Annotated in this window: 13 protein-coding genes and 1 rRNA gene; all 14 read left to right on the forward strand. The window is 56.1% G+C overall.

The window, feature by feature from the left end; translation table 11 throughout:
- Positions 1-19 precede the first annotated feature (19 nt).
- Positions 20-135, forward strand: a 5S ribosomal RNA gene (rrf, locus tag HBN61_RS21590).
- A gap of 230 nt (positions 136-365) precedes the next feature.
- Positions 366-1,025 carry a paraquat-inducible protein A gene (locus HBN61_RS21595; protein WP_047273281.1) on the forward strand — a complete coding sequence of 220 codons (660 nt, stop codon included), beginning with the start codon at positions 366-368 and terminating at the stop codon, positions 1,023-1,025.
- A complete protein-coding gene (locus tag HBN61_RS21600; RefSeq protein WP_047273282.1) occupies positions 1,012-1,635 on the forward strand; it encodes a paraquat-inducible protein A in 624 nt (207 codons plus the stop codon). The genes HBN61_RS21595 and HBN61_RS21600 overlap by 14 nt, the downstream gene beginning before the upstream one ends.
- Positions 1,628-3,931 carry a PqiB family protein gene (locus HBN61_RS21605; protein ID WP_170047875.1) on the forward strand — a complete coding sequence of 768 codons (2,304 nt, stop codon included), beginning with the start codon at positions 1,628-1,630 and terminating at the stop codon, positions 3,929-3,931. Before HBN61_RS21600 ends, HBN61_RS21605 begins: the two co-directional genes overlap by 8 nt.
- A gap of 408 nt (positions 3,932-4,339) precedes the next feature.
- Positions 4,340-4,870, forward strand: coding sequence for a fimbrial protein (locus HBN61_RS21610; protein ID WP_170047876.1), 531 nt, complete (start codon positions 4,340-4,342; stop codon positions 4,868-4,870).
- Between the two features lie 53 nt (positions 4,871-4,923).
- Positions 4,924-5,487, forward strand: a complete 564-nt coding sequence (locus HBN61_RS21615; protein WP_170047877.1) for a fimbrial protein — start codon at positions 4,924-4,926, stop codon at positions 5,485-5,487.
- Positions 5,488-8,046: an outer membrane usher protein gene (locus HBN61_RS21620; RefSeq protein WP_169836699.1), complete on the forward strand. Its 2,559-nt coding sequence runs from the start codon at positions 5,488-5,490 to the stop codon at positions 8,044-8,046.
- Positions 8,047-8,063: 17 nt separating this feature from the next.
- On the forward strand, positions 8,064-8,804 hold the full coding sequence (locus HBN61_RS21625) for a fimbria/pilus periplasmic chaperone (protein ID WP_230683818.1): 741 nt from the start codon (positions 8,064-8,066) through the stop codon (positions 8,802-8,804).
- A gap of 21 nt (positions 8,805-8,825) precedes the next feature.
- A complete protein-coding gene (locus tag HBN61_RS21630) occupies positions 8,826-9,401 on the forward strand; it encodes a fimbrial protein (protein WP_047273286.1) in 576 nt (191 codons plus the stop codon).
- Positions 9,394-9,906 carry a fimbrial protein gene (locus HBN61_RS21635; RefSeq protein ID WP_371057809.1) on the forward strand — a complete coding sequence of 171 codons (513 nt, stop codon included), beginning with the start codon at positions 9,394-9,396 and terminating at the stop codon, positions 9,904-9,906. Before HBN61_RS21630 ends, HBN61_RS21635 begins: the two co-directional genes overlap by 8 nt.
- Before the next feature lie 13 nt (positions 9,907-9,919).
- Positions 9,920-10,399, forward strand: coding sequence for a fimbrial protein (locus HBN61_RS21640; RefSeq protein WP_047273288.1), 480 nt, complete (start codon positions 9,920-9,922; stop codon positions 10,397-10,399).
- 11 nt (positions 10,400-10,410) lie between these two features.
- Positions 10,411-10,965: a fimbrial protein gene (locus tag HBN61_RS21645; protein ID WP_170047878.1), complete on the forward strand. Its 555-nt coding sequence runs from the start codon at positions 10,411-10,413 to the stop codon at positions 10,963-10,965.
- A 113-nt stretch (positions 10,966-11,078) separates the two neighbouring features.
- A complete protein-coding gene (locus tag HBN61_RS21650) occupies positions 11,079-11,849 on the forward strand; it encodes an MrpH family fimbial adhesin (protein ID WP_139047490.1) in 771 nt (256 codons plus the stop codon).
- A gap of 318 nt (positions 11,850-12,167) precedes the next feature.
- The gene (locus tag HBN61_RS21655) at positions 12,168-13,091 is read left to right on the forward strand and encodes an MrpH family fimbial adhesin (protein WP_083333225.1); all 924 of its coding nucleotides are present in this window, start codon (positions 12,168-12,170) and stop codon (positions 13,089-13,091) included.
- Positions 13,092-13,240: the final 149 nt, after the last annotated feature.

The following is a 13,240-nucleotide window of genomic DNA, read 5'->3' on the forward strand; positions in this document are numbered from 1 at the left end:
CGCACCGGCTACCGAATTTCTTGACGACCATAGAGCATTGGAACCACCTGATCCCATCCCGAACTCAGCAGTGAAACGATGCATCGCCGATGGTAGTGTGGGGTTTCCCCATGTGAGAGTAGGTCATCGTCAAGATTAAATTCCGAAATCCCTGTCTGCTCACGCAGATGGGGATTTTGTTTTTGTGCCTGAAAAAGAGCCTTCAGGTTATCTCTGCTGGACTCCCTCATCCCCAATCCTGCACGCTTCCCGGCTTCCCGGCTAGTTTCGTCCCCCTCCACCTAAAGTCCTACAAATAGGCAGCGTCATTTCGTAGTTCGCACACTAGAATAGGCGCATTCATTTTCAAGCCAGAGACTCCTTATATGCCAGATCCGGTTGACGCCCGCAGGGTGTCAGATTTACCGCTGGACGAGTTAGTGGCCTGCCATGAGTGCGATCTGTTGATGCGTAAGCCGCATCTCGCCCTCGGTGAAAAAGCTCAATGCCCGCGCTGTGGTTATGAGCTCTACGCCCATCGCCATAACGTCGTAGAACGCAGCCTTGCACTCGTTATCGCCGCATTGCTGTTGTACGTCCCCGCGAACTTTTTGCCCATCATGCAACTCAATCTGTTGGGCCAAGCGACTCAAGACACTGTCTGGAGCGGTGTGGTCGGCCTGTTCGACACAGGCATGCAAGGCATCGCCGTGGTTGTGTTCTTATGCAGCATGGGGATTCCGTTGCTCAAGCTGCTGTGCCAACTGGCAGTCTTACTCAGCATTCGCTTGAATATCGGTCGCTCCTACGGATTGCTGATCTACAGGATTTATCACCACTTGAAAGACTGGGGCATGCTCGAGGTGTACCTGATGGGCGTGTTGGTGGCCATTGTGAAGTTGGCTGACATGGCAGAGTTAAGCCTGGGCCTTGGCTTGACGTGCTTTGTGAGTCTTTTGCTGGTACAGGTCTGGTTGGAGGTTGTCATGTCACCTCATCAGATCTGGCAGGCCCTTTCAGGGGAGGACACTCATGCGTGCGATTGATGCGGGCATTTTGATATGCGCCGAGTGCCACGAGTTGAATCGGCAAGACGCGCAAGCTGACGAGCAAACCTGTACCCGTTGCGGGGCATGGGTGCATGCACGTCGCCCAGACAGCCTGATGCGCACCTGGGCGCTACTGCTGACGTCCGCCATTCTGTACATCCCTGCCAACCTGCTGCCCATCATGACCGTCAGTTCGCTCGGTCAGGGATCTCCGAGCACCATCATGTCCGGCGTCATAGAGTTGGTGCAGCACGGCATGATCCCGATTGCCGCTGTGGTCTTTATCGCCAGTATTCTGGTGCCAACGTTCAAACTGGTGGGCATTGCCTTGCTGCTGTTCTCGGTGCAGCGCCGCCAGCCTTTATCGGCCCGCCAACGCATCATCATGTACCGGTTTATCGAATTCATTGGCCGTTGGTCGATGCTGGATATTTTCGTCATCGCCATCCTGGTGGCGGTGGTCAACTTTGGGCGAATAGCCAGCGTCGAGGCCAATCTCGGCGCTGTGGCCTTTGCCAGTGTGGTGATATTAACAATGCTTGCTGCTGTTACTTTTGATCCCCGACTGATTTGGGATAACACGGAGTCGGACGACGACCATGAGTGATTTACCTATCGCAAAAACCCGCCCGGCTTCTAACTGGTCGGCCATCTGGATTCTTCCCCTGATCGCGCTGGTTATCGGCGGCTGGTTGGGATGGCGTGCCTACAGTGAAACCGGCATCAACATCCAGGTGCGATTCGAAAGCGGGGAAGGGATCGTCGCCAATAAGACCGAAGTGGTCTACAAAGGCATGCCTGTGGGTAAGGTAAAAACCTTGGCGCTCGATGAGGATGGTCCTAGCAAAGGGGTGATTGCCACCGTTGAGATGGACAAGGATGTTGAGCGTTACCTGAGAACCAATACCCGTTTCTGGCTGGTCAAACCCAGCGTCACATTGGCTGGTATTACGGGCCTTGAAACCCTGGTATCGGGTAACTACATCGCTGTCAGCCCCGCCGATGGCGAGCCCACACGCAAGTTCAAGGCCCTGTCGCAAGAACCGCCTCTGTCGGATGCCAAGCCGGGTCTGCACTTGACCCTTAAAGCCGAACGACTCGGGTCGCTGAACCGTGGCAGCCCAGTGTTCTACAAGCAGATTCAGGTCGGCCAGGTCAAAAGCTACGTGCTGTCTGAAGACCAGAGCACCGTGGAGGTCAAGGTTTACATTGAACCGACCTACGCCAATCTGGTGCGCAAACACACGCGTTTTTGGAACGCCAGTGGCATCAGCATTGACGCCAACTTGTCCGGGCTGAAGCTGCGCAGCGAATCGCTGGCCAGCATCGTCGCCGGCGGGATTGCCTTCGCCACCCCTGAAAACCGCCAGGACAGCCCGCCAACGGATCCCAACCTGTCGTTCCGTTTGTATGAAGACTTCGACGCCGCTCAGGCCGGTATCAAGGTCAAAGTTAAACTCAGTGACTTTGAAGGCCTGCAAGCTGGCCGCACGCCCGTTATGTACAAAGGTATCCAGGTGGGCAGCCTGAAAGGCCTGAAGGTCGACCCAGATCTCACTAGCGCAAGCGCAGAACTGGCCCTGGATCCGCTGGCCGAAGACTATTTGGTCGAAGGCACTCAGTTCTGGGTCGTCAAACCTTCGATTTCGCTGGCCGGTATCACCGGGCTTGAAGCCTTAGTCAAAGGTAACTACATCGCGATTCGGCCGGGCGACAAAGGCAGCAAGCCGGAGCGTGAGTTTGTTGCACGTCCCAAAGCGCCGCCCCTGGACCTGCGCTCACCGGGCCTGCACATGGTGCTGTTCACCGATAACCTCGGCTCACTCGATGTAGGCAGCCCGATCCTCTACAAGCAAGTCAAAGTCGGTTCGGTGCAAAGCTACCAGTTCTCGCGCACGAAAAAGCAGCTGATCATTGGCGTGCACATCGAGAAGGAATATGAAGGCCTGGTCAACGGCTCCACCCGTTTTTGGAACGCCAGCGGGGTCACCTTGACAGGGGGCTTTACCGGCGGCATTCAGGTTAAAAGTGAGTCCCTGCAAAGCTTGATGGCAGGTGGCATTGCCTTCGAAACCCCTAAAGCCGCGGCCCCCCTGCAGAAACGTATCCCGCGTTTCCGCCTGTTCAAAGATCGCGACGCGGCCATGGAGCAAGGTGTGCCGGTCACCATCAAAGTCGCGCGGGCAGACGGCTTGAGCAGCGGCTCGCCCATTCGTTTCAAAGGCCTCACCGTGGGTAAAATTGAAAGTGTCGACCTGAGTGATGACTTGCAGTCAGTCCTGCTTCAGGCCCGCATTACTGAAGTGCCCGAGCGCATTGCACGGGTGGGGACCCAATTCTGGGTGGTCAAACCCGAGTTGGGCCTCATGAAAACCGCCAACCTCGAAACCCTGGTGACAGGCCAATACCTTGAGGTGCAACCCGCGCCGAAAGACCGTGGCCCGCAAAGTCATTTCGTCGCCCTCGATCAGGCGCCTGACGCCACCGTGCCTGAAGCCGGGTTGCGCCTGGTGTTGAGTGCCGCACGTCGAGGCTCCCTCAAAGAAGGCGTGCCCGTCACCTACCGGGAAGTCACCGTGGGCAAAGTCACGGGCTATGAGCTGGGCAACACGGCAGACCGCGTGCTGGTTCATATCCTGATTGAGCCCCGTTATGCACCGTTGGTGCGCAGCGGCAGCCGGTTCTGGAACAGCAGTGGGTTCGGTGTCGACTTCGGGCTGTTCAAAGGGGCAACGATTCGTACGGAATCGCTCGAAACCCTCGTACAGGGTGGTATCGCGTTTGCCACGCCGGACGATGACAAAATGGGCAGCCAGGCCCGCCCGCAACAGACTTTCCCGCTCTTCGACAAATTTGAAGAGGAATGGCTGCAGTGGGCCCCCAAAATACCGCTCGCAAAGTGACCTTATAAGCTCGCCGTTTAACTAGGCTCCCTCCAAAAGGCCGCGATCATTCGATGATCGCGGCCTTTTTGCATTGTGCGTTTCCTGCTGTCTGCTGCTTCCTCTACCTATTTGAAATTGTTCAGAGAATTCCTACGTCAGATTTAAGTACGGTGCGGTAACTTCATATCAGTTTTCACCGACGGGGGTTTTAACTTGGGAATATAAAGAAACGGAGTTCTTGTGTTTTTCCTTTGTTTTAGAAGTGCGGTAAAACTCGCAGGTCTGGGTGAGCAACTTCACGGTTGTTTAATCTGAAGTGCGTTATATTTTTGCCCGGTATTAATAAGTAAGGAGACTACGGGTAAAAGGCCGGCCTTTCAATAAGAGCTGTTTCGGTTCTTTTATTAATTAAATGGGAATACACGAATGAAGTACGTACTTAAATCTGCTTTGGCTTCTATGGTCTTGCTGGCGGGCTCGGCCTCCATTGCACAAGCAGCAGGCGCGGGGTCGGGCACTGTCACGTTCGAGGGGGCGATCATTGAAGCGGCGTGCTCTATCAAGCCAGAAAGCGTTGATCAGACCGTCGGCCTGGGTCAGGTCGCCAGATCGCAGTTGGCAGATGGCGGTTACGCTGATCCAGAACCCTTCTACATCAAGCTTGTAGGCTGTGACACCAGCACCCTTAAAACCGTGAGCACCACCTTTACCGGTGCCGAGTCAGCTGCGGTTCCTGGCGCGCTGGGGATTGTCGGTACAGCCAGTGGCGCAGGCATCATGATGCGCGACGGTACCGGTACGCAAATCGTGCTCGGTACAGCGACCAAGCCACAAGCCCTGCAGGATGGAGACAACCAATTGTCCTTCGGCGCTTACTTGCAAGGCAGCACCGCAACGGATGCTGTCAAACCTGGCAAGTTCACAGCCGTTACTAACTTCTCATTGGCTTACCAATAAGTACTTGCCCTGCCACCGCAAGGTGGCAGGGCTAAGTTAATGGGATCAACAACGTGAAAGCACTTTCACCGGCAGCTCTTGCAACGTCACTTGTTCTTTTAACGCTGTCTGTTAATACGGTGCTCGCCGCAGGACAAGGCAGCGGTATTGTCAGGTTGGGTGGAGAAATCATTGATACGGCCTGCACCCTGGATACCGGCAGTGCCTTTCAAGTTATAGAAATGGACCCGGCACCTGTAGGGCGACTTATTCGTGAAGGTGAAGGCGATCCGCATCCGTTTACCTTGCGCTTGGTGGGCTGCTCGCTGACCCGCTACGACCCCGATCACATCGGTGAGCGGCTGCCCGACTGGCAGCATGTCAGGGTGACTTTTGAAGGCGAGCCCGATCGAGAAGGGCGTTCGTTTGCGGCGACAGGGACCTCGCAAGGGGGTGCGCTGCACATCATCGATGCGCAGGGCCGCGAAAGTTTGCCAGGCGTGCCGATGCCGCTGGTTCCATTCTCTGCCACCAAAGATCAGGTGCTTCATTACACCCTTCGCTTGGTCGGCAATGACCAACCCATGTCTGTGGGTAGCCACAGCGCGGCGGTGCGTTTCAGGCTGGAGTATTACTGAATGAATGGGTTGTATGCCCTGCTGAGTCCTTCAGCAGTCAAGGCATTGTTGCGCCCGGGTTTTGTGGGCGGCCTGATGTCGATAACAAGCGCAGCGTTGGCTGCGGAGATTCAATTCAATACCGATATTCTGGACTTGAACGATCGCACCAATATCGACTTGTCCCAGTTTTCCCGCAGTGGCTTCATCTTGCCGGGTGTGTACCCGATGACTGTGCAAGTGAACGCGCAACACCTGCCCGAGCAACGCGTGGAGTTTTTACCGCCCGACGATGACCTCAAAGGCAGCGCAGCATGCCTGACGCCCGAGTTGCTGGATCAGTTTGGCCTCAAAGAAGAAAAACTGGCCCAACTCACGTGGTGGAAAACGGCCAAGTGCCTGGACCTCAGCAGCTTGCCCGGCCTGGAAGTCAGTGGCGACCTGAGCACCTCAACCTTGCATGTCTCTTTGCCCCAGGCGTATTTGCAATACACCCACCAAAACTGGGACCCGCCCTCGCGTTGGGATGAAGGCGTGCCCGGCCTGTTGGTGGATTACAACCTCACCGCGCAATCCATTCATCAGGACGACAGCGAGTCGCGCATGGGCTTGAGCGGTAACGGCACCGTGGGAGCCAATGCGGGCCCATGGCGGCTACGTGCCGACTGGCAGGGAAGGGTCGATAACGACAGCACCCGGCGCACTCAGAATCTGGAATGGAGCCGCTTTTATGCCTACCGGGCATTGCCTGCACTCCAGGCGCGCCTGACGGTGGGTGAAAACTACCTCTATTCGGATGTGTTCGACAGTTTCCGTTTTACCGGCGTGGCCCTGACCTCTGATGACAGCCAACTACCTCCCAATTTGCGGGGATACGCCCCGGAAGTGGTCGGTGTGGCTAAAACCAACGCCAAAGTCATCATCAGCCAGCAAGGCCGCGTGCTGTATGAAACGCTGGTAGCGGCCGGGCCGTTTCGCATTCAGGACTTGAACGATGCCGTCACGGGCTCACTCGATGTACGCGTCGAGGAGCAGGACGGGTCGGTGCACACCTTCAAGGTGGACTCGGCCAGCATTCCCTACCTGACGCGTCCCGGCACCGTGCGCTACAAGTTGGCCAGCGGGCGGCCGTCTGCGCTGCACGGCGGCAACGAAGGCGACTTCTTTGGCACAGGGGAGTTTTCATGGGGGATCAGTAACGGTTGGTCACTGTACGGCGGTGCACTGGGCGACAACAGCTACCGGGCTCTTTCACTGGGGCTCGGCCGTGATTTATTGGCGTTTGGGGCCGTGTCGCTGGATGCCACCCGTGCTAGCACCCAATTGCAGGATGAAACGCTGTCGGGTGCGTCCTATCGCCTGAGTTACTCCAAAAGCTTTGCCGAATACGACAGCCAGATCACGTTTGCCGGCTACCGCTTTTCCGAAAAGAACTACATGAGCATGAGCGAATACCTGGACGCGCGTCATTACGGTGGTCCGGTCGGTGGCAGCAAGTCGCTGTACACCGCGACGTTCAACAAGCAGTTCCGGGACGCGGGCGTATCGGTATTTCTCAACTACAGCAATCAGTCCTATTGGGACCGCCCTGACCAGAAACGCTGGAACCTGTCACTGGCGCGCTATTTCAATGTGGGCGCGATCAAAAATGTCAGTTTCTCGCTGAACATGTTTCGTACCCAGGAGCGCGATCAGCCCAGCAGTGACGGGGTTTACCTCTCACTCAGCCTGCCGTTGGGGCGCACGGGGTCGCTGTCCACAAGTGCCAACCGGTCACAAAACAAAAACAGTTATTCGGCGCGCTTCAGTGATCGCCTGAATGACCGCACCCACTATCAGCTCTCGGCCAGTAACACGTCGGTCGGTGGGTATTTGAGCCATACGGGTGATCTTTCCGATGTCGATCTCACCGTCGGTCTTGAGGAAGATAACTACACCAGCTTCAGCCTTTCCGCACGGGGCGGAGCGACAGTCACTGCCAACGGTGGAGCGCTGCATCGTAGCAGCAGCATGGGCGGCACACGCTTGATGGTGGACACCCAAGGCGTGCCAGGCGTACCGGTTCGCGGTTACGGCAGCCCGACGCGCACCAATGCCTACGGTAAAGCCGTGATAGCGGACATCAGCAGTTACTACCGAACCGGTGCCAGCGTTGACCTGGAAAACCTGCCCAAGAATGTCGAAGCCACGCAGTCCGTGACCCAACTCACCCTGACCGAAGGGGCGATCGGCTACCGCTCGCTGGATGTAATCGCCGGCGAGAAAGCCATGGCCGTACTGCGCATGCCCGATGGCAAGGCGCCGCCTTTCGGCGCCACGGTGAAGAACGCCCGCCAACAAGACACCGGTATTGTGAATGACGGCGGCAGCGTCTACCTGAGCGGCATTCAGCCGGGCGATCAGATGATCGTCAGTTGGGGAGCGGACGAGCAATGCACGCTCACGCTTCCGGCATCTCTTCCAACGGACAGCCTGAGTTCTGAACTGAAGTTGCTCTGCCAGACCGGCACCGCCAAGAACGCTGTTGCGCCTCCCCCTACCGTGGGCACCCCTGACGACATGGAGAAGAAAAACTCATGAGTAACCCAACAAGCTATATGCCGCTGGCTCTGGCCGTTCTGACCGGGTGTTTGACGCTCCCGGCGCAGGCTGCCATTGGTCTTGACCGAACCCGGGTGATTTTTGACGGGGCCAAAGATGCGGTGAGCATGAACATTGCCAATAACAACACCGAGCTGCCCTATCTGGCGCAGGGTTGGATCGAAGATGAACAGGGCAACAAGATCACGTCGCCCCTGACAGTACTGCCGCCTGTGCAGCGTCTGGAGCCGGGCAAGCACAGTCAGGTCAAAGTGCAGGCGTTGCCGGGGGCCAAGTTGCTCGCTCAGGACCGGGAAACGGTTTACTACTTCAACCTGCGAGAGATTCCACCGCGCAGCGATAAAGCCAATACGTTGCAAATAGCGTTACAGACGCGCATCAAACTGTTTTATCGCCCCGCGGCCATCATTCCGAGCCAGCAAGAACTGGCCAACCCCTGGCAGGAAAAACTGACCCTGACTCGCCAAGGCAACCAGTATCAGGTCAATAACCCGACGCCTTACTACGTCACCCTGGTGGATGCGCGCAGCAGTAAAGAGGGTAAAACCGCGGAAAACTTTGAACCGATCATGGTGCCGCCCAAGGGTTCATTGACGCTGGGGCCAAGTGCGACTGCGCTTGGCGCGACCCCCTATCTGACCTACATCAATGACTATGGCGGTCGCCCCACACTGGCGTTTTCCTGTAATGGCAATAATTGCGCGGTCGACCTCAAAGCGTCGCCGGGCAATGAATAACCGCAGCGACAGGAGCCCCTCATGAGACCTTGTTCAATCATGGCCTGGGTGAGCCTGGCGCTGAGCGCACAGGTTCAGGCCGTTGATGAAGAACCCGCGATGACCTTCGACGGCATGTTGGACATTCGGGGGTCTTTGCACCATGCCCCCTGCATTTTGGAAATGTCATCGGCCTATCAAACCGTGGATTTGGGAAACGTCCCGCGCAGCTACCTGCAACGCCCTGGAGACATGGCGCCGCCCGTTGCGTTTCAGCTGCGTTTTATGGAGTGTCGCCGCATTGCCGGGGGGCTGCCCGATGCCCGCACCTCCACATTGGTCTGGAGCCCCTATGAGCCGGTGCTGTCCGTGGCATTTGTCGCGCCCGCCGACCCGGACAATCCAACACTCGTGCAGGTAAACGGCGTCACGGGCATGGGGTTACGCCTGACCGATGAACGCGGCCGCGACGTGCGCTTGGGCGCTTGGGGCGCGCCGTTGTTCCTGACCCATGGCAGCGATGTCGTGACCTGGCATGTACAACCCACTCGAACCTCCGCCCCCTTGACCAATGGCGCCTTCAAGGCTGTGGCCGATTTCAGGCTCAACTATGACTAATCGACCCCTGATGCCTAACGCCGCATCCGCCTGTGCATTGTTAATGTGCAGCGCACTTTTATTGACCTGTGGGCAAGCGGTGAGGGCGGACGTCAATGTGACCATTCGAGGCACCATCGTGGCCCCGCCGTCCTGTGTGATCAACGGCGGTAGCACGTTGACCGTGCCGTTTGGCGACAACTTGCTCACCACCCGGATCGACGGCATCGAGTATCGCCGCGCGGTGCCGTACACCGTGACCTGTACGGGCAGCCCTTCAAATGCCATGACGCTGACACTCACCGGTTCAGGCGCCGCATTTGATGCGCAGTCCTTGGCGTCCAACAACCCGGATCTGGCGATCAGGCTGTACATCAATGGCGCGTCCTGGCCGCTCAATACAAGTGTGAAATTTACCTACCCGACCCTGCCCGTGATGGAAGCAGTGCCTGTCAAAAAGACCAACAGCACGCTTAAGGGCGGGGCGTTTTCTGCGGTGGCAACCTTGGTGGTCGCGCAGCAATGAGAAGGAATGTGTGATGAGAATCTGCAAACAACTTTCACTCTTGGTGGTCTGCGCCGCCGGGTTTAACGCCGGTGCCTCAGCCAACCTCGCCTTCACCGGCACCTTGGTTGAGCCTCCGCTGTGCACCATCAATAACGGGAACACCCTGACCATCGACTTCAAGGATGTAGGCGTCAATAAAGTCGATGGCATCAATTATCGGCAACCGGTGAACTACACCATCACCTGTGCGGGCAGCACACTGCCCTGGGAAATGATTTTGACCGTCAAAGGGACCGCCACCTCATTTGAACCCTCAGCGGTGCAAACCAGCGTGACAGACCTTGGTGTGCAACTTCTGCAAAATGGCCAGCCCTTTACACTCAACACGCCCATGGTCATCAATCCTGCTTCACCGCCCGCACTGGAAGCCGTGCCGGTCAAACGCCCCGGCACGACATTGAGCGCAGGCGGTTTCAGCGCAGCGGCCACGTTGCTGGCTGAATACCAGTGAGGGGAAGGAGCATGGTGTTTGTACGCCCGGCCAGCGGTTGGCGGCGGGTTGCTGCTGCATGGGTGTGGGGGCTGTCTATGATGATGGCCGATAAAACGCCCGCGGCGGATAACCTGAACTTCGTTGGCAATCTGGTGGCACAAGCGTGTTCGATTCGGCCCGGAGACGAGGCGATTGAACTGTTGTTCGATGACCAGTCCAGCCAATACCTCTACATCAATACCCGTACCCAAAGCGTGCCGTTTTACATTCACCTTGTCGGCTGTGATACCAGCATTGCCAACACCGTCACTGCCCTTTTTAGCGGGGTTGAAAACACTGAATTACCCGGCCTGCTGGCGCTTGCAACAGGCAGCCGCGCGCGCGGCATTGCAATCGGGCTTGAAAGCGCTGCAGGCCAGTTGTTGCCGTTAAATGTGACCAGCGATCCGTTTGTGTTGGCCGATGGCGATAACGTCATGAGCTTTCAGGCGTATGTGCGCGGCGAGCCCAAAGCGATAGCCAACCACACGATCCGGGCAGGGCGCTACAGCGCTGTTTCAACCTTTATGCTGGTTTACCCTTAACTTTCTAATCACGCATGCTGTTGGTTCAAATGAAGATAAATAACGTCACGATCCGGTGCTTGGGGGCTGTGTGCTTGCTGGGCATAACACCGTTCTCGAATGCCTGGAACTTGGTGAGCAAAGCCAATTCCGATCCGCATCCTATTGCATGGGATTTCATCAGCATTTCAGGCTCCGCCAGCGTCTTTGATAATGGCGTGCCCAATCAATATGTGGGCAATGTGAACTGTGGCTCAGGTTATTCGCAGTGCAGGTTTGGGCCAATGATCCTCAGTTTGCCGGGTTCTTACTTTCCTTTAGGCTGTGAACCTGTCTCGGGGGGTGGGCCGGCTTGTTATAACAATGCTGACACCGGTGTCATCGTAAAAAATGGCATACCTTGGGACGAGGCAATCAGTGCGTGGAGCAAGCGTTTTGGTTCGACAGTGTCTCGACCAAATGCTTACGCCTACTACACGTTTTCAAAGTCGCTCTGCACGCTGTGGGGCAATTATTCAACGGCGTATATAAATGTCACGTCCGGCTCAATGAGTTGTGGCGGTATCCCCTCACTCCCTAATCAGTGCACGGTCAGCGGTGGTGCCGTGGATTTGAATCATGGGCTTTTAAATACGGGCGAAATTACAGGTAAAAACGTAGAAGTTGCCCGACAAGTTAGCTGCACGCGGCGCACCTCGATTAAATACACGGTTTCGCTCGGTAATCCGGTTGATTTGGGGAATGGCATCAGCAGTTTAATTACCGTCAACGGGGTTGCGGCGGGGCAGTCCATTACGCTGCCCGGGGGATCATCTTCACTGCGGATTGCTTCAACACTGACGGATAAAGGGGCTATCCCCGGTGCGTTTTCCAAAACGGTCGTCTTGATTCAAAGTTTTTTGTAAAGCTGTCATGGCGGGGTTGTCGCACACTCTTTATTTGAAAGCGGGTTGATCTGTTTACTGACGTCAGCAACGTTTATGCCTTGCTCACTGCTTATGTATGAAGTTTCAGACAGATTTATCGGAAGTTTATGCAGCGGGTTGAAAGTGTAGTGCAGGGGTGAGTAAAAATACTTACCGTAATGGTTGGCGCGAGTATCGTGTGCTTCTATAGTCTAAACAGTGCGCTGCGTGGCAATGGTTCGGCACCGACGAGCTATTGTATTCAGACATTTTAAATACAGAAGCCTAAGCAGTTGTTTAGCTTATTAATAAGATCGAGTGGTCTTCACTGCTTTAAAAGAAGCACTGTCTGGATCTTTGGCGCACGACAAACAGAGCGTGTTCAACCAGATGAAACTGAACATTTTTTTAGCGTTTTTGTTAGGCCTGAATGCGCCTTCAATCGGCGCGTGGAACCTTGTCAGCAAGGTCAACGCTGACGCTCGTGGCCTGCCAGGCGCCGAAACCCTTGTCTCGGTAGCATCCGGTACCGCGAGTGCCTATCCGACAGCAGGCAACCCGTATCCGGGAAACGTTATATGCCTGAATGCCACGACGTGTCAGTTCGGGCCAATTTCTGCCAGCAGGCTCTACAACAGTCAGCGAACAATGACGGTGATGGGCTGCACCTCGTATTACAACTGCGGCGGGCAGATTACCGACACCAATGTGACGGTAAACACAGGCATGACCTGGGAAGAGGCAATTAAAGCGTGGGTCGACAAGCATGGAACGAGTGTCACCCGAACTCACGCCTATGCCTACTCAACCGCGACGGGATGGACGACGCAAATTTGCGCCGCTTGGGGCACCTATGGCGCCGCCTATTTCATGATGCCCGGGACAGATTCTTGTGCCACGCCACCCATACAGCCCAATCAGTGCGATGTTCTGGGCGCCAGCGTGGATCTGAATCACGGCGTGTTGAAAGTTGGAGAAATCACCGGCTCTACAGCCCAGGCGACACGACAGGTGACGTGTACGCAATCAGCGAATGTGCGCTATCTCGTGTCTGAAGGCAATCCAGTTGCTGTAGGGCTGGGCGTCAGTACAACGTTGACGGTAAACGGCGTGAAAGCAGGTGACATGATAAAGCTGCCAGCGGGCACTTCGAGCCTGACCATTGCCTCAACGCTGACGGACAACGGCGCACAAGCCGGTGAGTTTTCAAAAACAGTGGTGTTGATTCAAAGTTTTATGTGAGCGGGTTCCGTCGCTCCCTTAGGGATGCTCCGATCAACTTGTCGTGCAGCCGCGGCAAGTTGCAATTTTCCAGGCACCTACAGCGTCATTGGACGAAAAGTGACCGAAAAATCATGTACGGAGAGCTTTTTCGACCGGTTCTCCGTGTT

The organism is Pseudomonas sp. WS 5071, from assembly GCF_012985765.1.
In the GTDB taxonomy this organism is placed as follows: domain Bacteria; phylum Pseudomonadota; class Gammaproteobacteria; order Pseudomonadales; family Pseudomonadaceae; genus Aquipseudomonas; species Aquipseudomonas lundensis_A.